This is a genomic window from Actinomadura madurae, assembly GCF_047130825.1.
Classification (GTDB): domain Bacteria; phylum Actinomycetota; class Actinomycetes; order Streptosporangiales; family Streptosporangiaceae; genus Spirillospora; species Spirillospora madurae.
Map to the genome: position 1 here is coordinate 2,046,017 of NZ_CP083237.1, position 21,617 is coordinate 2,067,633.

At 73.4% G+C, this 21,617-nt stretch carries 18 protein-coding genes; 11 read left to right on the forward strand and 7 right to left on the reverse strand.

The window, feature by feature from the left end; translation table 11 throughout:
* The first annotated feature begins 192 nt into the window (after positions 1-192).
* Together K8Z49_RS09570 and K8Z49_RS09575 are read left to right on the forward strand one after the other, a co-directional pair.
* Entirely contained in the window at positions 193-1,497 is a 1,305-nt protein-coding gene (locus tag K8Z49_RS09570) for an alpha-glucosidase/alpha-galactosidase (protein WP_412518237.1), read from the forward strand.
* Complete coding sequence (locus tag K8Z49_RS09575; RefSeq protein WP_412518239.1) at positions 1,494-3,140, forward strand: hypothetical protein; 1,647 nt, start codon at positions 1,494-1,496, stop codon at positions 3,138-3,140. Before K8Z49_RS09570 ends, K8Z49_RS09575 begins: the two co-directional genes overlap by 4 nt.
* A gap of 1 nt (position 3,141) precedes the next feature.
* Here K8Z49_RS09575 and K8Z49_RS09580 read toward each other — a convergent pair whose 3' ends face one another.
* On the reverse strand, positions 3,142-4,194 hold the full coding sequence (locus tag K8Z49_RS09580; RefSeq protein WP_412518241.1) for an amidohydrolase family protein: 1,053 nt from the start codon (positions 4,192-4,194) through the stop codon (positions 3,142-3,144).
* A 99-nt stretch (positions 4,195-4,293) separates the two neighbouring features.
* Here K8Z49_RS09580 and K8Z49_RS09585 point away from each other — a divergent pair, with 99 nt between their 5' ends.
* From K8Z49_RS09585 to K8Z49_RS09620, 8 genes are all read left to right on the forward strand, one after another.
* Complete coding sequence (locus K8Z49_RS09585; protein WP_412518243.1) at positions 4,294-5,583, forward strand: ABC transporter substrate-binding protein; 1,290 nt, start codon at positions 4,294-4,296, stop codon at positions 5,581-5,583.
* A gap of 1 nt (position 5,584) precedes the next feature.
* A complete protein-coding gene (locus tag K8Z49_RS09590) occupies positions 5,585-6,532 on the forward strand; it encodes a carbohydrate ABC transporter permease (RefSeq protein ID WP_412518245.1) in 948 nt (315 codons plus the stop codon).
* Positions 6,533-6,585: 53 nt separating this feature from the next.
* A complete protein-coding gene (locus tag K8Z49_RS09595; RefSeq protein WP_412518247.1) occupies positions 6,586-7,407 on the forward strand; it encodes a carbohydrate ABC transporter permease in 822 nt (273 codons plus the stop codon).
* A 63-nt stretch (positions 7,408-7,470) separates the two neighbouring features.
* Positions 7,471-8,364, forward strand: coding sequence for an SIS domain-containing protein (locus K8Z49_RS09600; protein ID WP_412518249.1), 894 nt, complete (start codon positions 7,471-7,473; stop codon positions 8,362-8,364).
* Complete coding sequence (locus K8Z49_RS09605) at positions 8,361-9,284, forward strand: 1-phosphofructokinase family hexose kinase (protein ID WP_024936658.1); 924 nt, start codon at positions 8,361-8,363, stop codon at positions 9,282-9,284. The genes K8Z49_RS09600 and K8Z49_RS09605 overlap by 4 nt, the downstream gene beginning before the upstream one ends.
* Positions 9,277-10,089, forward strand: a complete 813-nt coding sequence (locus K8Z49_RS09610; RefSeq protein ID WP_235206588.1) for a class II fructose-bisphosphate aldolase — start codon at positions 9,277-9,279, stop codon at positions 10,087-10,089. Before K8Z49_RS09605 ends, K8Z49_RS09610 begins: the two co-directional genes overlap by 8 nt.
* Positions 10,090-10,162: 73 nt before the next feature.
* Positions 10,163-11,893, forward strand: coding sequence for a sulfatase (locus K8Z49_RS09615; protein WP_412518252.1), 1,731 nt, complete (start codon positions 10,163-10,165; stop codon positions 11,891-11,893).
* Positions 11,893-13,569: an ArnT family glycosyltransferase gene (locus K8Z49_RS09620; RefSeq protein ID WP_412518254.1), complete on the forward strand. Its 1,677-nt coding sequence runs from the start codon at positions 11,893-11,895 to the stop codon at positions 13,567-13,569. Before K8Z49_RS09615 ends, K8Z49_RS09620 begins: the two co-directional genes overlap by 1 nt.
* Here the strand turns inward: K8Z49_RS09620 and K8Z49_RS09625 are convergent.
* From K8Z49_RS09625 to K8Z49_RS09640, 4 genes are all read right to left on the reverse strand, one after another.
* Positions 13,557-14,582 carry a hypothetical protein gene (locus tag K8Z49_RS09625; RefSeq protein WP_412518256.1) on the reverse strand — a complete coding sequence of 342 codons (1,026 nt, stop codon included), beginning with the start codon at positions 14,580-14,582 and terminating at the stop codon, positions 13,557-13,559. The two genes, K8Z49_RS09620 and K8Z49_RS09625, sit on opposite strands and share 13 nt — an antisense overlap.
* 3 nt (positions 14,583-14,585) lie before the next feature.
* Positions 14,586-15,089 (reverse strand): SigE family RNA polymerase sigma factor, encoded by a 504-nt coding sequence (locus K8Z49_RS09630; protein ID WP_021599265.1) that lies wholly within the window; start codon positions 15,087-15,089, stop codon positions 14,586-14,588.
* 65 nt (positions 15,090-15,154) lie between these two features.
* Positions 15,155-16,252, reverse strand: a complete 1,098-nt coding sequence (locus K8Z49_RS09635) for a hypothetical protein (protein ID WP_412518258.1) — start codon at positions 16,250-16,252, stop codon at positions 15,155-15,157.
* A 386-nt stretch (positions 16,253-16,638) separates the two neighbouring features.
* Entirely contained in the window at positions 16,639-17,214 is a 576-nt protein-coding gene (locus K8Z49_RS09640) for a hypothetical protein (protein WP_412518260.1), read from the reverse strand.
* A gap of 635 nt (positions 17,215-17,849) precedes the next feature.
* On the opposite strand from K8Z49_RS09640, the gene K8Z49_RS09645 reads away from it, so the two are divergent.
* Positions 17,850-19,565: a phytoene desaturase family protein gene (locus K8Z49_RS09645; protein WP_412518262.1), complete on the forward strand. Its 1,716-nt coding sequence runs from the start codon at positions 17,850-17,852 to the stop codon at positions 19,563-19,565.
* On the opposite strand, the gene K8Z49_RS09650 is transcribed toward K8Z49_RS09645, so the two are convergent.
* Together K8Z49_RS09650 and K8Z49_RS09655 are read right to left on the reverse strand one after the other, a co-directional pair.
* Complete coding sequence (locus tag K8Z49_RS09650) at positions 19,562-21,109, reverse strand: FAD-dependent monooxygenase (protein WP_412518264.1); 1,548 nt, start codon at positions 21,107-21,109, stop codon at positions 19,562-19,564. The genes K8Z49_RS09645 and K8Z49_RS09650 overlap by 4 nt on opposite strands.
* Positions 21,106-21,603 carry an inorganic diphosphatase gene (locus tag K8Z49_RS09655; protein WP_021597592.1) on the reverse strand — a complete coding sequence of 166 codons (498 nt, stop codon included), beginning with the start codon at positions 21,601-21,603 and terminating at the stop codon, positions 21,106-21,108. The genes K8Z49_RS09650 and K8Z49_RS09655 overlap by 4 nt, the downstream gene beginning before the upstream one ends.
* Positions 21,604-21,617 lie beyond the last annotated feature (14 nt).

Here is a 21,617-nt window from a genome sequence, read left to right on the forward strand (position 1 = left end):
GTCGGTGCTCAGCGCGACCGTGGCCGGCTCGGTGGTGACGGCGCCCAGATGGGCCGCCGACGCCCGCTCGGCCTTGTGTGGTGGTGTTTGTTTGTGGATGATTGGTGGGCATTTCGAGCGTGATTGCGCATGTGTGCCTGGCCCTGCCTGGACCGAAGGGTGCCAGGACGGGCCGGCCGGGAGGGGCGTCCGATGACGAAGATCGTTTTTGTGGGGGCGGGGAGCGCGGTGTTCACGCAGGCGCTGCTCGCCGACCTGCTCGGGTTCCCGGAGCTGGCGGACGCCCGCATCGCGCTGCACGACGTCGACGCCGAGCGGCTGGCGACGGCCGAGGCGGCGGCGCGGCGGATCGCCGAGGCGCGCGGCGCCCGGCCGGTGATCACGGCGCATCTGGAACGGCGGGAGGCGTTCGACGGCGCCGACTTCGTGATCAACATGATCCAGGTGGGCGGGCACGGCTCGACCGTCACCGACTTCGAGGTCCCGGCGCGGTTCGGGCTCCGCCAGACGATCGCCGACACGCTCGGGGTGGGCGGGATCTTCCGGGCGCTGCGCACCTTCCCCGTCCTTGACGGGATCGCGGCGGACATGGCGGCGTGCTGCCCGGACGCGTGGCTGCTGAACTACACCAACCCGATGGCGATGAACGTCTGGTACCTCGCCGCCGCGACCCCCGTCCGCAACGCCGTGGGGCTGTGCCATTCGGTGTACTGGACGACCCGCGGCCTCGCGGAGCTGGTCGGCGTCCCGCACGAGGAGGTGTCGTACCTGGCCGCGGGCGTCAACCACCAGGCGTGGGTGCTCACGTTCCAGCGGGACGGCGAGGACCTGTACCCCAGGCTGGACGAGGCGATCGAGCGCGACCCGGAGCTGCGGCGCCGCGTGCGGGTCGAGATGTACCGGCGGCTCGGCCACTATCCGACCGAGACCAGCGAGCACTCGGCGGAGTACGTCCCGTGGTTCATGCGGCACGACGCGGAGGTGGCGCGGCTGCGCATCCCCGTGGACGAGTACATCCGGGTCAGCGAGGAGAACCTGCGCGAGTACGCCACGACGCGGGCGGCGCTGGCGGCGGGTGAGCCGATCCCGGTGGAGGGGAGCATGGAGTACGCGCCGCAGATCATCCACAGCATGGTCACCGGCAGGCCCCGGGTCGTGTACGGCAATGTGGTGAACCGGGGCCTGATCGGCAACCTGCCGGAGGGGTGCGCGGTCGAGGTGCCGTGCCTGGTGGACGCGCAGGGCGTGCAGCCGACCGCGGTCGGGGACCTCCCGCCGCAGTGCGCGGCGCTCAACCGGTCGTTCGTCAGCGTCGGCGAGCTGACCGTGCGGGCGGCGGCGGAGGGGCGCCCCGACCACATCCGGCACGCCGCCATGGCCGACCCGAACACGGCCGCCACGCTCACGATCGAGGAGATCTGGACGCTGTGCGACGAGATGGTGAAGGCGCACGGCGACCTGCTGCCCGAGCCGCTGCGCCGGACCGGCCTGTCATGAGGCGGGCGGCGGCTGCCCTGGCCGCGATCGCGGTGCTGCTCCCGATGGCCGGCGCGGGCGCGGCGGACGCGGTGACCGGCGGCGTGCGGGTGCGGGCGGGCGACGACTGGACGCTGCCGGGCTGGGTCCGGCCGTCGGCGAACTCCGGGTTCTTCTCCGAGAAGGCGGCGCCGGAGTTCGAGGTGGGGACGCGCGGTCTCGACCTCACCTGGCGGCAGCTTCAGCCGGACGGTCCCGAGCGACTGCGCACTGACACGACCGGCTCCGCCCAGGGCATGGACTTCGCGTCGTTACGCGACCAGCTCGCGGACGGCCGGCCGTTCTGGATGCGCGTGTTCGCCAGCGGGTCGCGGTGGGCTCCGGAATGGGCGGCCGGCGAGTGCCGGGTGCAGCCGGTCGGGCCCGATTACGACGGGCAGTACCACCTGCCGATCTGGGACGAATGCGTGTGGGGACGGCTTCTCGGCGTCTACCGGAAACTGTTCGTCGAGAAGAACCTTCGCGCTGATGCGCGGCTGCGTTTCGTCTATGTGCCGGGCGCGTTCACATGGGCGGAGTTCGACTACGACGTCATCAGCCAGGCCGCCGAGGAGGGGCTGACATTCGAGAAGTACCGGTCGTGGTACCGGCACGCCTGGCGCGATCTCGTTGAGATCTTCGGCCCCTACCGCACCAAGCTCGTGTTCACCGGCGAGGACTACCCCTGGGGGCCGTGGGGGTCGAAGACGGACCTGTTCGCCAGGCAGGCGGTCGACGCGGGTCTCGGCATCCGGACGGGCATCACCGAGGAGTTCAACTTCCATCTCAACGAGGCGCCCTCGTACGGAAGCCGTGTCGAACGGAACGGGCACATGACGGTGGACGAACGCCTGCCCGTCCACGACGGGCGGCATGTCGTCGCCACCGAGAACGAGTGCTTCAACGATTGCGGCTACACGACGGACGAGCCGTACTATGCCGTCCGGCAGTCGAACCTGAAGTCGCTGCAACTGAGAATGAACTGGGTATACGTGGTCCCGGGCCCGTCCTATATGAAGGAGTACCCGGATCACTGGAACTGGGTGCGGCTGAGCATCGGCAAGACCACGGCCGATTCACCTGACGCGTGGGCGGCTTTGCGCGACGCGGAGGACACCTACTGGAAGGACCGGACCGGTCCGTTCACCGGTGCCCGGGAATGGGCGAGCCGCCCATGGGTGCGCAACCTCGAACGCTGGCTCGTCCAGCGGGACGTCGCGCCGGACGGCAGGGCACGTCGCTCCACGGCCGACGTCCACACGCATGTCCTGACGGAGGAGAACGGCACGGCCTACGAGGGGCTGCGGACCGACCGCGCGAAGGGGCAGACATCGCTGTACTTCGACCTCGACGACCGCTTCCTGGACGGACGGCGCGAACCGGTGCAGATCAAGGTGACGTACCGGGACGCGGGCACGGGCGACTGGTGGATCGAGCATGAGGGCGGGCGCTCACCGGCCGTCCGCCGCACCGGCGACGGGTCGTGGAAGACCGCGACCTTCCGGCTGCCCGGGCCGGTCCTCGCGAACGGGCTGAACGGCGGCACCGACTTCCGGATCGCCACCGGCCGCGGTGACGACCTGGACGTCCGGTTCGTCCGGCTCGTACGGCAGAACAGGCCCTAGGTCAGAGCGAGAGGAGGCGCCGCGCGTTGCCCGCGTACACCTGCTCCAGGACGTCCGGCGGCAGGTCGAGGGCGGAGATCGCCCAGCGTCCCTGCGGCGGCACCTCCTCGTCCGGCGCGTAGGGGAAGTGCTCGTCGTCGCTCTCCAGGAACCGGAAGTGCGTCGGGTAGGACGAGGCCGACAGGGGGAACGCGTCGGTGCCGAACAGCACGCGGCCGGGGTGCCGCGTCATCAGCGAACGGGCCGCCCGGGGGCGGCGGCCGAGCTCGGCGAGCCGCCCGGCGATGTCGACGTGCAGGTTGGGGTGCTCGTCCAGCATCCGTGACACCCACCGGAGGTCCTCGGCGTAGCAGCCGACGTGCGCGCCGATGAACGTCGTGCGCGGGTGGGACGCGACCAGGCCCTCCAGGGCGTCCATGAGCCGGGCGAACGACGGCAGGCCGGGGCGCCCGAAGTGCCAGTCGGGGTGGGCGAGCAGTTCCTCCAGCCGCTCGTTGCGGCGGTCGGCCGGGGCGAAGAACGCCACCGGGTCGGCCGTGTGGATCAGGACGGGCAGCCCGAGCGCGCCCGCCGCCTCGAACACCGGGGCGAGCCTCGGGTCGTCCGGCAGGACGAGGCGGCCGTCCGCGTCCGTGTAGTGCAGACCGAGGGTCTTCCAGACCTTCAGGCCGCGCGCGCCGAGCGTCCGCGAGTTCTCCAGGCTGCGCACGAGCCGGCCGATCCCGTCGCGTTCGCGCAGCAGGTTCCAGTCGAGCTGGCAGAAGGTGAGGAACCGGGCGGGGTGGGCGCGGTCGTAGCGGTCGAGGTTGGCCGACAGCTCCTCGCCCCACATACCGTCCAGGTTCACGATCGCGTCGACGTCGTGCGCGTCCATCAGCGCGAGGAGCCGCCCCACGTCGGGGGCCATCCAGCCGCCGTCGCCGGTGAGCCAGCGGCCGAGGTGGTTGTGGGCGTCCACGCACCGGAACCGCGGGCGCGGGACGTCGCTTCCAGGGATCTCCACGCTCGGGCGCGGAACGTAGTCGGACAGCCGCAGGTCGCCGGACTCGGACATCTCACCCCGTCCATCGATGATGATTTCTGCTCTCTTCTCTTCTATTCCGAGCATAAGTAAGCATAAGGTTTCGAACCACACCCAACCTCGGGAGGGCCGATGGGCAACGGACTGCGCGGTGCGGTCGCGCTGGCGGCGGCGGCGCTGCTCGCCCTGACCGCGGCCGGCTGCGGCGGCGACGGCGCGGACGGCGGGAAGGTCAAGATCACCTGGTGGCACGGGCAGTCGGCTCCGTACGACGAGCCGCTCAAGAAGCTCGCCGCGGAGTACTCCCGGACGCACCCGGACGTGGAGATCGTCCCCCAGCTCGGGACCAGCAACGTCGACGACATGCTGCAGAAGGTGACCGCGGCGCTCGCGGGCGGCGATGCCCCGGACATCGCGTACATGTACGGGTCGTGGACGGCGGCCCTCGCCGAGAACCGCAAGGTCGTCGACCTGTCGGACACCGTGCAGGACCCGTCGTTCGGCTGGGCCGACTTCTGGGAGTCCGAGCGCGCCGCCGCGACCGTGCACGGCAAGGTGGTGGGCGTCCCGGCCGTGGTCGACAACCTCGGCGTCGTCTACAACAAGAAGCTGTTCGACGCCGCCGGCGTCCCCCACCCGAAGGCCGACTGGACGTGGGAGGACTTCCGCGCCGCGGCCAAGAGGCTGACCGACCCGGGCAAGAACGTCTACGGCACCGCCTACCCGGTGAGCGGCGGCGAGGACACCGTCTGGCGGCTGTGGCCGATGCTGTGGCAGCAGGGCGGGAGCATCCTGACGCCGGACGGCAAGAAGGCCGCGTTCAACACCCCGCAGGCGGCCGCGGCCCTCGACCTCTGGCGCGGCATGGCGCGCGACGACAAGTCGGTGTACCTCGACCAGAACGGCGAGAAGTTCCTCCCGCTGTTCCAGTCCGGCAAGGTCGCGATGGTGGTGACCGGTCCGTTCGCCCTGCTGGACTTCAAGGAGCACGGCATCGACTACGGCGCGGTGCAGCTGCCCGGCTACAACGGCAACCACGAGACGATCTCCGGCCCGGACTTCTGGGTGCTGTTCGACAACGGGTCGCGGCGCGAGAAGGCCGCCAAGGAGTTCGCCGCCTGGCTCTCCAAGCCGGAGCAGGACGCCCGCTGGTCGCTCGCGGTCGGCAACCTGCCGCTGCACAAGGCCACGACGCAGCTGCCCGAGTACAAGAAGTACGTCGCCGACTTCCCGGGAGCGGCCGAGTTCGTCGCGAACCTCGCCAACGCGAAGAAGGCCCGCCCGAGCAGCGCGGCGTACGCGAAGTTCTCCGAGGCGGTAGGCAACGCCATCACCACGTCGCTCATCGCCGGGGACCCCGCGAGCAAGACGCTGGGCGAGGCCGCGAAGAAGACGGACGACCTGCTCGCCAAGGAAAAGTGACATGACGGTGGGCACCGCTCCGCCGCCTCTCGCGCAGGCGGCGCACGGGGCGCGGCACAGGAAGACGGCGCGCCGGCGCCTCATGCCGCACCTGGTGGGGTGGGGGTTCGTGGGGCCCGCGACCCTGGTGGTCGTGGGCCTGGCGATCTTCCCCGCGGTCTGGGCGCTGTGGCTGTCCTTCCACGACAGCGACCTGATCTCCAGCGGCGAGTTCGTCGGCCTGGCGAACTACCGCGAGATGGTGCACGACCCGGCGCTGCGGGACGCGGCGTGGCACACGGTCGTCTACACCGTCCTGTACGTGCCGGGGTCGGTGCTGCTCGGGCTGCCGCTCGCGGTGGCGCTGAACCAGCGCATCCGCGGGATCGGGATCTACCGGACGTGCATCTTCGTCCCGTACGTCACCTCGGCGGCGGCCGTCGGCATCCTGTCCAACTTCGTGCTCGATCCCGAGTTCGGCATCGTCAACGGCGGCGTGAAGGCGCTCGGGCTGCCGGGCGCGGGGTTCCTCCAGGACCCCGGCCAGGCGCTGTACACGCTGGTGGCGGTGTCGCTGTGGTGGTCGGTCGGGCTGCCGGTGGTGGTGTACCTCGCCGCGCTGCAGGACGTCCCGCGCGAGCTGCGGGAGGCGGCGCTGGTGGACGGCGCGACCCCCTGGCAGGCGTTCCGGAACGTGACGCTGCCGCAGCTGCGGCCGGCGACCACGTTCGTCGTGATCTGGCAGATGATCATGTCGCTGCAGCTGTTCGACCTCGTGTACACCACGACCAAGGGGCAGCCGCTGGACTCCACCTCGGTGATCGTCTACTACCTCTACGAGCAGGCGTTCAAGCAGTTCGCCGCCGGATACGGGGCCGCGGTGGCGTACGCGCTGTTCGTGTTCACGCTGGTGGTGTCGGCCGTCATGCTGCGGCGGTCCGCGCGCACGGCGGCGGGAGCACAGCGATGAGCGGAGCGAACCGGGGGGTTGTGGGAGGTCGTCCCCCCACAGGGAACACGACCATGAGCGGGGCGAATCGGCGGTGGCTGCTGCACGTCGTCCTCGTCCCGGTGGCGGTGCTGTTCGCGGCGCCGCTGGTGTGGATGGTGCTGACGTCGCTGATGCCGGACGCCGACCTGAACCGGCTGCCCCCGCGGTTGCTGCCGGACCACGTCACGCTGGACGGATACCGGATGGTCCTCACCGAGAACGACTATCCGCGCTGGTTCCTGAACACGCTCGTCGTGTCCACCGTGGCCGTGCTGTCCCATGTGGTGCTGTGCTCGCTCGCGGGCTACGGGTTCGCGCGGCTGCGGTTCGCGGGCGGGCGGCTCGGCTTCCTCGCGGTGATGGTCACGATCATGATCCCGGTGCAGCTCCTGATGATCCCGACGTTCCTGATCTTCCGGACGCTGGGCCTCATCGACACGCTCGGCGCCGCGTTCGTGCCCTGGCTGGCCAGCGCGTTCGGCATCTTCCTCATGCGGCAGTTCTTCCTGTCCGTGCCGCCGGAGCTGGAGGAGGCGGCGCGGATCGACGGCTGCGGGCGGCTCGGGGTGTTCTTCCGGATCGTCCTGCCGATGGCCCGCCCGGCGCTCGCGACGCTGGTCGTCTTCACGCTGCTCGGGTCCTGGAACGATCTCATCTGGCCGCTCATCGCGATCACGTCCGAGGACACGTTCACGCTCCAGATGGGCCTGTCGACGTTCTCCGGGACGCGGCACACGGAGTGGTCGTCGCTGATGGCGGGCAACACGCTCGCCACCGCGCCGCTGCTGGTCGCCTTCCTCGTGGCGCAGCGGCACTTCATCGCGACGATGTCGTTCAGCGGCCTGAAGGGCTGACGCCCCGGTGACGACGCGGCGCGGATCCCGCTTGCCCGAAACCAGTGCAGAGATGGAGTGTTCATGGCCGACAACCGCATCATGACCGAGATCGCCGCGCAGCCGGAGTGCTGGCGGCGGGCCGCCGGGATGGCCGCGCGGGTCCGGGACGCGCTGCCGGCCCGCGGGGAGCGGGTGGCGGTCGTCGGGTGCGGCACCTCGCTGTTCATGGCGCAGGCCTACGCGGCGCTGCGCGAGGCGGCCGGGCACGGCGAGACCGACGCGTTCGCCGCCTCGGAGGCGCCGCTCGCCCGCCGCTACGACCGGATGCTGGCGCTGACGCGGTCCGGGACGACGACCGAGGTTTTCGACGTCCTGGACCGGCTCGGCGGCACCGTCCCGACGACCGCGATCACCGCCGACCCGGACACCCCGGTGTCCGGGAGCGCGGGCCGGGTGATCGCGCTGGACTTCGCGGACGAGGAGTCGGTCGTCCAGACCCGGTTCGCCACCAGCCAGCTGGCGCTGCTGCGCGCGCACCTCGGCGAGGACCTGGCGGCCGCGATCACCGACGCCGAGGCCGCCGTGTCCGGACCGCTCCCGGCCGAGCTGCTGGGCGTCGAGCAGATCACCTTCCTCGGGCGCGGCTGGACGGTCGGCATAGCGCAGGAGGCCGCGCTGAAGATGCGCGAGGCGGCGGGCCTGTGGACGGAGGCGTACCCGGCGATGGAGTACCGGCACGGCCCGATCAGCATCACCGGCCCCGGCCGGGCGGTGTGGATGTTCGGGGAGGTGCCCGGCGGCCTCGCCGGCCAGGTCGCCGCGACGGGCGGGCTCCTGCGGGCCGCGCCGGCCGATCCGCTCGCCGACCTGATCGTGGCGCAGCGGCTCGCGGTCGCGCGGGCGCGGGCGGCGGGCCTCGACCCGGAGCGGCCCCGCCACCTCACCCGCTCGGTGATCCTGGAGTCCGGCGCATGATCCTCACGGTCACGCTGAACGCGGCGATCGACGACACCTACGAGGTGCCGGACGCGCGGTTCGGCGAGGTCAACCGGGTGGAGACGGTGCACCGGCGGCCCGGCGGCAAGGGCGTCAACGTCGCCCGGGTGCTGCACGGCCTCGGCCGCGAGGTGGTGGCCGCCGGGCTGGCCGGCGGCGCCGCGGGACGGCAGATCGAGGAGGGCCTCGGCTCCCTCGGCGTGCCCGCCGCGTTCACACCGGTGGCCGGGGAGTCGCGCCGGACGGTCACGATCGTCGGCGGCGGCGTGACGATGTTCACCGAGCCCGGTCCCGTCGTGACCGCCGCCGAATGGGCGGCGTTCCGGGACGGCTACGCGGCGCTGGCCCGGGACGCCGCCGCCGTCGTCCTGTCGGGGAGCCTGCCGCCGGGCGTCCCCCCGGACGCCTACGCCGTGCTCGCCCGGCTGGCCCCCGGCCCGGTGATCCTGGACGCCGACGGCGAGGCGCTGCGGCTCGGGCTCGCCGGACGCCCGGACGTGGTGAAGCCGAACGCCGACGAGCTGGCCCGGGTCAGCGGGACCGGCGACACCGGCGCCGGGATCCGCGCGCTCCGCGAGGCGGGCGCGCGGACCGTGGTGGCGTCGCTCGGCGCGGACGGCCTGGTCGCCGCGACCCCGGACGGCGTGCTGCGCGCGGCGCTGGACCGTCCCGTCGCGGGGAACCCGACGGGCGCCGGCGACGCGCTCGTGGCCGGGCTGGCGGCGGGCATCGCCGACGGCCTGCCCTGGCCGGACCGGCTCCGGCACGCCGTCGCGCTGGCCGCGTGCGCGGTCCGCTCCCCCGTCGCGGGCGAGATCGACGCCGCCGAGATCCCCGCGCTCGTCCCCCATGTCACCCTCCGGACCGAGGAGAACCATGCCGCTCGTCCCCATGAGTGAAGTCGTCGGCGCCCCCGGCCGCGGGCTCGGGGCCTTCAACGTGATCCAGCTGGAGCAGGCCGAGGCGATCGTCACGGGCGCGGAACGGGCCGGGACCCCGGTCGTGCTCCAGATCAGCGAGAACTGCGTCGCCTACCACGGCGCGCTCGCGCCGCTCGGGCGGGCGGTGCTGGCGGTCGGGCGGGCCGCCGCCGTGCCGGTCGTCGCCCATCTCGACCACGCCACGTCGGCCGGGCTGGTCCGGGAGGCGGTCGGCCTCGGGTTCGGGTCGGTGATGTTCGACGCGTCCCGGCTCCCGCACGACGCGAACGTGGCGAGCACCGCGGAGGTCGCCGCGCGCTGCCACGACGACGGCGTCTGGGTCGAGGCCGAGCTCGGGGAGATCGGCGGGAAGGACGGCGTGCACGCGCCGCACGCCCGCACCGACCCCGCCGAGGCCGCCGGCTACGTGGCCGCCACGGGCGTGGACGCGCTCGCCGTCGCGGTCGGCACGTCGCACGCCATGCTCACCCGCGACACCGTGCTGGACCTGCCGCTCATCGAGCGGCTCGCCGCCGCGGTGCCCGTCCCCCTGGTGCTGCACGGCTCGTCCGGCGTGCCCGACGCCGCGCTCACCGCCGCCGTCGAGCACGGCATGACGAAGATCAACATTGCGACGCACCTGAACAAGGTGTACACCGGCGCCGTCCGCGACCGGCTCGCCGCCGACCCCGCCCTGGTGGACCCGCGCCGCTACATCGGCGCCGGCCGGGACGCGGTCGCCGCCGAGGTCACCCGCCTCCTGAAGGTCATCAAGGCCGGCTGAGCCGCCGGGAGGGTTCCCCGCGCGCGTCCGGGATAAAGATGGAAACGTTTGAACCCGCGGGCGCGGGGCGGACGTGCTGTTGGTGTCGCGGTCGCGGCGGGGGGACCGAACCTGGGAGGACGAGCTGACCACCGATAGCCGCCTGGAGCGGGAGACGGACGAGGACGCGCCCGCCGGCGCCACGAGGGCGGACGGGCGGCGCACATGGCGGCGCGTCGCGGCGCGGGCGGTGACCGTCGCGGCGTTCCTGCTGGTGCTGGCCGCGCTGGTCACGCCGGACGAGTACGCGCGCCTGACGCCGGGGGCCTTCGCGCGCATCCCGGTGGAGGGGGTCCTCGGCGTGGCGCTGATCCTCGTGGTCCCCGAGCGGGCCCGGCGGTGGGTCGCGGTGACGGCGGGGGCCGTCCTCGGGGTGCTGTTCGTCCTGAAGGTGCTGGACATCGGGTTCGACGCGGTGCTCGTCCGGCCGTTCGACCTCGTGCTCGACTGGCCGATGCTGGCGCCGGGCGTGGAGTTCGTGAAGGAGTCGGCGGGACAGGCCGGGGCGATCGGCGCCGTGGTCCTGGTGGCGGTGCTGACGGTGGGCGTGATCGTGCTGATGGCGCTCTCGTCGCTGCGGCTGAGCAGGGTGGCCGTGCGGCACCGCGGGCCCGCGGCCTGGGGCGCCGGTGTCCTCGGGACGGTCTGGCTCGTGTGCGCCGCCCTCGGGGCGCAGTTCGTGGAGGGCGTGCCGGTGGCGTCCAGGAGTGCGGCGGTCCTCGCCTACGACCACACCCGGCAGGTGCGGGACAGCCTGAACGACAAGGAGGAGTTCGCGAAGGCCGCCGCCGTCGACAGGTTCCGCACCACCCCCGACGACAAGCTGCTGACCGGGCTGCGGGGGAAGGACGTCCTGCTGGCGTTCGTGGAGAGCTACGGGCGGTCGGCGGTCGAGAGCCCCGAGTACGCGCCGCACGTCGACCCCGTCCTCGACCAGGGGACGCAGCGGCTCGCCAAGGCGGGGTTCTCCGCGCGCAGCGGCTGGCTCACCTCGTCGACGGCGGGGGGCGGCAGCTGGCTGGCGCACGCCACGCTGCTGTCCGGGCTGTGGGTCAACAACCAGCAGCGGTACCGGACGCTCGTCAACAGTGACCGGATGACGCTGAACGGGGCGTTCCGCCGCGCGGACGCCCGGACGGTCGCGCTCATGCCGGCGATCACCCGCGCGTGGCCGGAGGGGAGGTTCTTCGGCTACGACAAGGTCTACGACAACCGGAACCTCGGGTACCGGGGGCCGCGCTTCAGCTTCGCCACGATGCCCGACCAGTACACGCTGTCGACGCTCCAGCGCACCGAGCTGGCGAAGCAGGACCGCGCGCCCGTGATGGCGGAGACGGCGCTGGTGTCGAGCCACGCGCCGTGGGCGTCCATCCCGCGGCTCATCCCCTGGGACCAGGTCGGGGACGGCTCGGTCTTCAACGGGATGGGCAAGGGCTACGACGCGCCGTGGCCGGCGGGCGGTCAGATCCGCACGGAGTACCGCAAGTCGATCGAGTACACGCTCAACACGCTCGTCTCGTACGTGGAGACCTACGGCGACGATGACACGGTGCTGGTCTTCCTCGGCGACCACCAGCCCGCCCCGCTCATCACCGGGCCGGGCGCGAGCCGGGACGTGCCGATCACGATCGTCGCGAAGGACAAGGCCGTCCTGGACCGGACTTCCGGCTGGGGCTGGCAGGACGGGCTGCGCCCCGCCAAGAACTCCCCGGTGTGGCCGATGAGCGACTTCCGCGACCGCTTCCTCACCGCGTTCGGGGGCTGATGTCCCTGTCCGCCGGAACCGGACGGCCGGCGGCGCCTCCCCGCGAAGCGCCGCCCGGTCCGTCCCGGGCGCCGCGCCGGCGGTGGCTGCTCGCGGCCGTCGTGGCGGCGCTGCTGGCCCAGATGGCGGTCGCGATGGTCTCCACGGCCGTCCACCAGACCCCGACCATCGACGAGCCCGTCTACGTCGCCACCGGCGTGGTCTACCTGCGGGAACACGACCTGCGGTACAACCCCGAGCATCCGCCGCTCGGCAAGCTGATCATCGGCGCGGGCGCGGTGGCCGCCGGACCTCGCCTCGACACCGCCTTTACCGGCGACCAGTTCCAGATCGGGCCGCACCTGCTGTACCGGTCCGGCAACGACGCGCAGCGGGTGCTGCTCGCCGCGCGGCTGCCGGTCATCGCCCTGACGCTGCTGTTCGGGCTGGTCGTCTTCGCGTTCGCCCGCGACCTCACCGGCCAGGCCGGGGGGCTGGTGGCGCTCGCGCTCTACTGCTTCTCCCCCGACCTGATCGCGCACGGCTCGCTGGCCACGCTGGACGTTCCGATGGCCGGTTTCCTGCTGACGTCGGTGTGGCTGCTGTGGCGGGCGAGACGCAGACCGCGGCTGTACCTGCCGCTGGCGGGAGCCGCGCTGGGCGCCGCCGTCGCCACCAAGATGAGCGCGCTGCCCGCCGTGCCTGTCCTCCTCGTGCTGGTCTTCGTGTCCGTCTGGACGTTCCGCCCCGCCCGGCGTCCCGTCCTGACGGGCGTCCTGGCGGCGGCCGGGACGGGTCTCCTCGCCATCGCGGTGGTGTGGGTCGCGTACCTCGCCGTCGACCCGCGCCTCCGCTGGACGACCCCGGATGATCTACCGGCCGTCGAGGGCCTTCGCGGGCTCGCCGCAAGCTGGATGCCGTTCCCCCGCCCCTTCCAGGACGGCATGCGCGTCCAGTTCGGCTTCGAGGACATGCGTTGGACGAGCTTCCTGTTCGGCGACGTCTACCAGGGGTCCCGCTGGTACTACCTTCCGGCCGCCCTGCTCGTGAAGACACCGCTGGGGATGCTCGCCCTGTGGGCCGCGGGCGTGGCCGCGACGGCCGCCGTGCCGCGGCTGCGCCCGGCCGCCCCGTACCTCCTCCTGCCGACGGCGGCGCTGCTGGCGGTGGCGATGGCCGGAGCCCGCGATCTCGGCGTCCGATATGCCATCTACGTCCCGATGTTCCTGGCGGTGGCGGCGGCGGGAACGACGGCCGTCCGGTGGCGCTGGGCGAAGGTCGCCACGGTCGTGCTGGTGCTGTTCGTCGCGGTCAGCTCGTTGCGCACTTACCCCTACTACCTGCCCTACTCGAACGAGGCGTTCGGCGGCCCGTCCAAGACCCACCTGCGACTGCACGACTCCAACGTCGACTGGGGACAGGACCTCGGGCGGCTCGCCGACCGCCTCCGGACCCGCTACCCCGGCGAGCAGGTGTGGCTCGCCTACAAGGGCAGCGGCGTCCCCTCGTACTACGGGATCCACGCGAACGACCCGCTCACAGTGCCGCCTTCGCAGGTGCGGGGGCTGCTGGTGGTGTCCGACAGCTGGATCGCCAAGAAGGACCCGAGGCTGACCCCGCTGATCCGCTCCAGCGAGCGGATCGACGAGGTCGGCCACTCCATCACCGTCTTCCGCCGGCCCGCTCAGCGTTCGTAGACCCCGAAGCCCCACTTCCCCGCCGGCGTGAGGCCCTTCATCTTCGCGACGAGCGAGGCGTCGTCGCCCTTGGTCACCGTGCCCGCCTCCGCGGGCAGCACGGCCACGGTCAGCCTGTTCCGCTCGCCCGGCTCGCCCGTGCCGTCCCAGACGACGCCCACCGACTCCGCCCTCTCACACTCGACGATCTTCGGACGTCCGGCTCCCCTCACCACCGCGACCGCCGCGCCGTCCACGCAGGTGACGCGGAACCGCACCGTCCCGCCGGACGGAGTGAACGCGATCGTGCGGGGCCGGCCGTCAGCGATGTGGTTCGCCCAGGCGATGCGCCTGAATCCCTGCACCGACGGCTGCTCGGCATCGCCCCCCTGCACGGCCTTGTGGAACGGGCACGACGACGTGGCACAGGCGCCGCTGTAGATCCGCACACTCCAGGTCGCCGGGAAAGGCTCGTGGGCGGCCAGGTACCTTTCGAGTTCCGCCACTGACGACGGCTGCGGCGCGGCGAAGGGCAGGATCGCCACGGAGAACGCCACGGGCCTGCCGGATGTGGTCCGCAGGTAGCCGCCCCCGGAGTTGCTCCCTTCGCAGCCGACCGAGCTCAGCGTTCCGTTGCGCACCTGGTAGACCCTGAAGCGCCCCGAGCAGCGAAAGGTGATCATGCTGACCGGGCCGGTCGGGGTGAACCGGACCCCCGCCTTCGCGCCGGCCATGCGGAACCCCAACTCCTGGAGGGGGTCCAGGCCCTCCCGCGGCGGCGACGTCGGGAACGCGGCGTCGGCCACGCCCGTCATCGCCGGCGGGGCGCCGTCGCCGGACGCCTGCCCGAACTGCTGGACGGCGCCGAAGGCCGCCGCGACCGCGAGCGCGGTGCCGGCGGCGCCGCCGGCGGCCCGGCGGCGGTTACCCCGCCGGATCCGGCGCCGCACGTGCGGCAGCAGGTCCGGGGACGGCCGCCCGCCGGAACTCCGGGTCTCCATGACCTCGGTCAGGTCCTCCAGGCTGTACGGCATCGGTCACTCCCTTCCCTGCTGCGAGCCCGCGAGTATCCCGGGATCGACCCGGAGCTTGGCGAGGGCCTTGCTGGTCTGGCTCTTCACCGTCCCGACCGAGCAGCCGAGGATGGAGGCGACCTGGGGTTCGCTGAGGTCGTCGAAGTACCGCAGGACCACCGCGGCGCGCTGGCCGTGCGGGAGCCGGCCGAGCGCCTCCCACAGCATCGTCCTGTCCTCGGCCGCCTCGATCGTGTCGGACGGGTCGCGCCGGTCGGGCGGCGCGGCCGTCGGGCGTTCGCCGCGCCACCGCCGCTTCGCCCAGGAGCGGTGCGTGTTGACCAGGATCCGGTAGACGTACGGATCGGGGTCGTCGCCCACCCGGCGCCACGCCCGCCACGCCTTCACCAGGGCGGTCTGCAGCAGGTCCTCCGCCTGGCCCCAGTCGCGGCACAGCAGGTAGGCCGTCCTGAGCAGCCGTGGTGACCGTTCGGTCACATACGTGGCGTAGTCGGGTCTCTCCCGCATCCGGCCTTCCTCGCTTCCCTTTGCCGACTACTACCGCCCGAACCCCGTGAAGGGTTGCCCGGCGGTCAGCGGCGGTGGGAGTGGGCGCGGGACCAGAGCGCCGTCCAGCCGCCGTGGGCGAGCCAGGACGCGGGGACGCGCAGGCCGTGCTCGGCGATCTCGTCCCGGAAGGCCGCGGTGTCGGCGCCGAGCTCCTGGGCGGCGGGCAGGGCGCGGTGCCACGGGCCGTCCTCGTCGTCCAGCATCGAGACCGGGTAGCCGGGGACGGTGACCGAGCCCGGCCCGGCGACCGGGACGAGGTCCGCGTCCGGGGCACCGCAAGTGGTCGTGACGGCGAGCGCGCACAGCAGCGGCTCGGAGGCGGACCGGGCGAGGGCTCCGGCGATCACCGGGTCGTCCTCGACGGCGAGCCGGCCGATCGCGCGGCGGACCCGCCGCGCCACCAGGTCCAGGGCGTAGGCGTCGGCGATGGCGGGGCGCTTGACGAGCCTGCGCAGCGCCTTCGGCAGCGGGGGCTCGCCGAGAAGGAGCGCGAGCCGGTCGAACCGGGTGCGCAGCGCGGGGTCGAGCCCGTCGAGCGCGGTGGCGAGGGGACGGTGGCCCGTGCCGGTCCACAGCCGGATGAGACCCGTGGCGCCCCCGTCCAGGGCGCGGCGGACGGTTCCGGCGAGCTGTGCCCCGCCTAGGCGGCGCAGCCGGGCGAGGGCGGCGTCCGGCGCGGTCGCCGCCACGGCGGCGTAGGTGCCGAGGACCGCCGGGCCGGTCGCGGCCAGCGCCCGGCGGGCGAGGTCGTCCAGCGCCGGGCCCGCCTCCTCGACCAGGCGGGGCGTGGCGCGGCGCCGTGCGGTCCGGGCGAGCGGGGGCTCCTCCGGCGCCAGGACCACCGGGTCCGGGACGGTGCCGGGGATCGTGGCGACCCAGTCGCGGAACCGGTGCTCCAGGGCCTCGTCCGGCGTGTCGTTGAACCTCGCCGCGATCTCGGCGACCCGCCACCCCCGCGACGCGGGCCGCAGCGGGGCCAGTTCCGCGTTGACGACCAGCCGGTCGGCGGCGTCGTAGAGGCCCGCGAGCGCGGTCCGGCCCGCCCCTGGCGTCGTCGACGTAGCCGGGACCGGCGATGCAGTTGCCCATGTAGTCGGCCCACACGGCGACGTCCCGGGCACTGCGGGCGATCTTGAGCCGGACCCGGGTGCCGGGGACGGCCGTCCCGTCCAGCGCCGCGAGCGCGGGCGGGACGGCGAAGTCGCCGGTGAGGGCGGCGGTGATCGCGGTGGCCGACATCAGGCCCGCGGTGAGGTCCGCCCAGGTGCGCGGCGCGCGGGGCGGGACGCCGCCGAGCGCGACGAGCTGCGCGGCGCCGGAGACGGCGACCATGACCGAGTCGAGGCGCGGGGTCAGCGGCTCGGCCTCCGCCGGCGGGTCGTGGTCGAACCAGGGCTCGCCCGTGCCGGCGGTGGGCCGCGCCAGCTCGTGCCCGTACAGGCGGGCGAGGGCGTCGATCAGGTCGGCGTACCAGAGCAGGTCTCCGACGAGCTCCACCGAGGCCGGCTCACCGGACGGCGCGAGCCTGTCGCGCAGCGGTTCCCCGGTCGCCCAGCGCCGGCCCCGTCCAGTCCGGGATACCCGCCCACTCGGCTGGAGGACGGACATACCCGGCCCCTTCCCGCCAGCTCCCCAGGTTCGACTCGGCCCACAACCGCAGCACGCCGTCGGGTTCGTGGAACCGGATCTCCCGGATGACCCGCTCGACGTCCTCGATGACGACGAGCGCGAAGTCGCGGGCGCAGGCCAGGCGCGGCCTGACGGACCCGGCGGCCCTGGCGTCCCGCGGTCTGCTCCCGGTAGCCCTGCGCAGGAGGTCGCGCACGTAGGCGGCGGGACGCACCGGAAGGCCGGTCAGGCCCGGCACCCGCCGCGCGGACTGCGCGGCGGCCGACTCGGGCAGCATCGCCGCCGCCGCGCGCAGGACCGGGACAGAGCGCTCCAGGCCGTCCTCCAGCCCGTGGTCGGCCACGGCGACCGCGGTCCGGAGCAGGGCGGTGGCGCCGAGCGCGTCCTGGAGAGCGCGGTCCAGCCGATCGCGCCAGTACCACGCGTCCGGAATCCAGAGCGCGGCGTCGGCCACCCGAGGGCTCGGCGATCCCGAGGTCGGCCCGCAGCCGCCCCAGGATCCGCTCGCGCTCGTCGTAGCGGCGACGTTTGCGCAGGTCATCAAGCCTGTCCCGGCGGCCCTGCGTCGCCAGCCGCGCGTCCCGCCGGGCGAGGCCGTCCCGGTGGCCCAGCACCCGCGCCCACAGATCGAGGATCAGCGCGAGCCTGCGGGGCCCGGGCACGTCCCCGAGCACCTGCCGGAGGTACAGCGCGAGGACGGAGGGCGGCCCGTCGGGAGCGAGGTCGGCGTCCGGCGCTTCGAGCGCGAGCACCCTCTCCAACTGCTCCGGGCCGAGGACGTCGCTGGCCGCCGACGCCAGGTGCAGCGCGGCCCACCGCCCGTCCTCGGCGGCGCGGGCGGCGGCCGCGCCGACCCGCTTGGTGACCGCGGGCCCGAAGAGCGCGACCAGGAATCCGGACCGCTCCCCCAGCCGGTGCGCGTTCCGCACGCCGACGGCCCGGAGCGCGGCCAGCGCGGCGTCCCGCTGGTCCCCGCGGGCCCCGTCCAGCCGGGCGGAGCGGAACCCGGCGCCGAGGTCGACGCCCGCACCCGCCGCGACGGCCCCGCCGTCCGCCACGAGCAGGGAGAGCTCCTGGACGGCGTGCGCCGTGTCCTCCTCGGGGGCGTCCTCGGGGCCGAGCGCGACGGCGGTCCCCGGCCGCGCGTCCGACCCGTCCAGCAGCCGGCGCGGGCCGGACGGTCCGGCGATCCAGGCATGGCGCCCCGAAGCCACCACTCCCCCAGAAAGCCGGATCTTCATGCGCCCCATTGTCCTCATCGTGATCGCCGCCGCCAACGGGTTTCGGCGCGTCCCGCCGCGCCGGTCCGTGTGGTTGTCTGGGGGGATGTACGACGTGGTGATCGCCGGTGGCGGGCACAACGGCCTGGTCGCGGCCGCCTACCTGGCCCGTGCCGGGCGGCGGGTCCTGGTGCTGGAGCGGCTCGGGCATGTCGGCGGGCTCGCGGTCTCCGCCCGGGTGTTCCCCGGGGTGGACGCGCGGGTCTCGCGGTTCTCCTACCTGGTGAGCCTGCTGCCGTCGAAGATCGTCCGGGATCTCGGGCTGGACGTCGAGCTGCGCGGGCGGCGGTTCGCCTCGTACACGCCGGCCGGCGACGGCGGGCTGCTGATCGACAACGGGGACCCCGCCCGGACGGCGGCCTCGCTCGGCGGCGACGCCGGGGCGTGGCGGCGGTTCTACGCGATGGCGGGCCGGGTCGCCGAGCGGGTGGCGCCGACGCTGCTGGAGCCGCTGCGCGACCGCGCGGAGCTGCGGCGGGCGGTGGACGACGACGAGGCGTGGCGCGATCTGTTCGAGCGCCCCATCGGGGACGTGGTGAGCGAGCGTTTCGCCGGCGACGTGGTGCGCGGGGTCGTCCTCACCGACGCGTTGATCGGGACGTTCGCGGACACGTCCGATCCCGCGCTCCTCGCGAACCGGTGCCTCCTCTACCACGTCGTCGGGGACGGGACGGGCGACTGGAACGTGCCCGTCGGCGGGATGGGCGCGGTCACCGGCGCGCTCGCGGACGCCGCGCGCGCCGCCGGAGCCGAGCTGCGCACCGGCATGGAGGTCGTCCACGTCGATCCGGGCGGGGAGGTGACGTTCCGGGACGGCGAGGGCGCCGAGCACGCCGTCTCGGCCGGGTGGGTGCTGGTCAACATGCCCGGCGAGAGCCCGGCCGAGGGGTCTCAGCTGAAGGTGAACATGGTGCTCTCGCGGCTTCCGCGGCTGCGGGACCCGGGCGTCCGGCCCGACGAGGCGTTCGCCGGGACCTTCCATATCAACGAGAGCCGGAAACAGCTCGACACGGCGTACCGGGAGGCCGCGGAAGGCCGCATTCCGGCGCTGCCGCCCGCCGAGGTGTACTGCCATTCCTTGACCGATCCGTCCATTCTCGGACCGGAACTCCGGGCGGCGGGCGCGCATACCTTGACGCTGTTCGGGCTGCATATGCCGGCACGGCTTTTCCGCTCCGATCCGGAGACGAGCCGGGGCGCGGCCCTGCGCGCGACGCTCGCGTCGTTCGACGCCGTTCTCGCCGAGCCGATCGAGGACTGCCTGCTGCGCGCTCCCGACGGCCGGCCGTGCCTTGAGGCCAAGACGCCCGTCGACCTGGAGCACGAGGTCGGGCTTCCCGGCGGGCACATCTTCCACCGCGACCTGTCGTGGCCGTTCGCGGAAGCACCGGAAGAGCGCGGGCGGTGGGGCGTCGAGACCGAGCACCCGCGGGTGCTCCTGTGCGGGGCGGGAGCCCGGCGGGGCGGAGGCGTCAGCGGTATCCCGGGGCACAACGCCGCTCGCGCCGTCCTGGAGGCCGGCTAGATTCGCCCGCAGGCCCGGTGCAGAGCCTTGGCCACCTGGCCGGGATCGTAGGACGGCAGGACGGCGGCGAGATGACCGTCCGGGCGAACGATGTGCACCGTTTCCGGGCCGGACCGCAAAGCCTCCCGGAGCACCTGTTTCGTGTCGATGTCCCGCAGCGCGTGGACCTCGTGGGGGACACGGGTCGGCAGGTCCGGTCCGGTTCCGTCCTGGGTGAGGATCAGGAAGCGCGTGCCGAGCAGGCGGCGCAGGCGGGTCGGCTCACCGTCCACCACGCACGGGCCGTCCGGGCAGATCACTCCGGGAAGCGGCGGGCGCACCTGGCCGGGTCCGAGCGGGAAATCGTCCACCGGGCCCGACGGAGTGGTCAGCGGCGAGTCCAGGTACCAGAACGGTTCGGCGAGCTTGCCGGAGTCGACGATCGTGCGGGGGTCCGGGTGCGTGCGGGCCTTCTCCAGCGACTCCAGCCGGTGGGCGCGCTGTTCCGCGGTCTGCGGGACGAGGAACTCCATCGTCCTCGTGGTGACACGGAGGTTCTCCAGGGCGGCGGCCCTGCGCTCGATGCCGTAGCTGGCGAGCAGCTCGGGTGGTGCCCACCCGTGCCGGACGTAGGCGAGCTTCCACGCGAGGTTGTCCGCGTCCTGGACGCCGGAGTTGAGGCCCCGGGCGCCGAACGGCGCGTACAGGTGCGCGGCGTCCCCGGCCAGGAAGGCGCGGCCGGAGGCGAACGCCGCCGCGCACCGCTCGTGGAACCGGTACACGGTGGCCCACACGACCTCGTACGGGACGTCCCCGGTGATCTTCCTGATGCGGGCGTCCAGCGCCCCCGACCGCCGCTCGGCGTCGAGGTCGTGGTCGGCGGGGACCTGCCAGTCGATGCGCCACGTCCCGTCCGGGCACTGGTGGACCAGCACCTGCCGGCCCGGGTTCCACGCGGGGTCGAAGAAGAACCGCCGCTCGCTCGGGAACGGCAGGTCGGCGCGGATGTCGCAGATGAGGAACCGGTCGGCGAAGGTGCGCCCGGGGAAGCCGATGCCGAGCAGCTCCCGGATCGTGCTGTGCCCACCGTCCGCGCCCACCAGGTGGGTGCCGCGCACGGTGCCGCCGCCGGTGTCGGCCTCGACCCCGCCCGCGTCCTGCCGCAGCCCGCCGACCCGGTGCCCGTATCGGACGTCGACCAGCGGCTCGGCGGCGGCCAGGTCACGCAGCCACGCCTCCACCTCGGCCTGGGAGACGTTGATCCAGGGCGGGACGGCGCCGCGCCCCGCGCCGGGGAAGGTGACGGAGAACAGCTCGTCGTCGCGGTAGTAGGTGCGGCCGGTCGTCCACGTCACGCCGCGGGCGATCATCCGCTCGGCGCACCCGGCGCGGTCGAGGACGTCCAGCACGTCGCGCTGGAAGCAGATCGCTCGCGACCCGGACGGGTCGCGGCGCTCGGCGGCCTCCAGGACGACGCTCGGCACGCCGTGCCGGGCGAGCAGCAGCGCCGTGACCAGGCCGACCGGCCCGGCCCCGACGATGACGACCGGTTCGCCTTCGGTCACGGAGTCCCCGCCATGTCCCGCGCGTGCGTGTTCCTGGCCTGCTCGATGGTCCGGTCGGCGACCTCCCGGTCCTGCCAGCCCCGCACGTCGGCCTCCTTTCCCGGCTCCAGGCTCTTGTAGATGTCGAAGAAGTGCGCGATCTCGTCGCGGACGTGCCCGGGGACGTCGCGCAGGTCGCGGATGCCGGCGTAGCGGACGTCCCGGGACGGCACCGTGAGGACCTTGGCGTCGGGGCCGCCCTCGTCGTGCATCCAGAACACCCCGATGCTGCGGACGGTGACCAGGCAGCCGGGGAACGTGGGCTCCTCCAGCAGCACCATCGCGTCCAGCGGGTCGCCGTCCTCGGCGCACGTGTCCGGGATGTAGCCGTAGTCCACCGGATACTGGGTCGAGGTGAACAGCATCCGGTCGAGCCGGATGCGGCCGAGCCGGTGGTCCATCTCGTACTTGTTGCGCGATCCCCGGGGGATCTCGACGATCATGTCGATCTCCATGGCTCCCTCCCCCG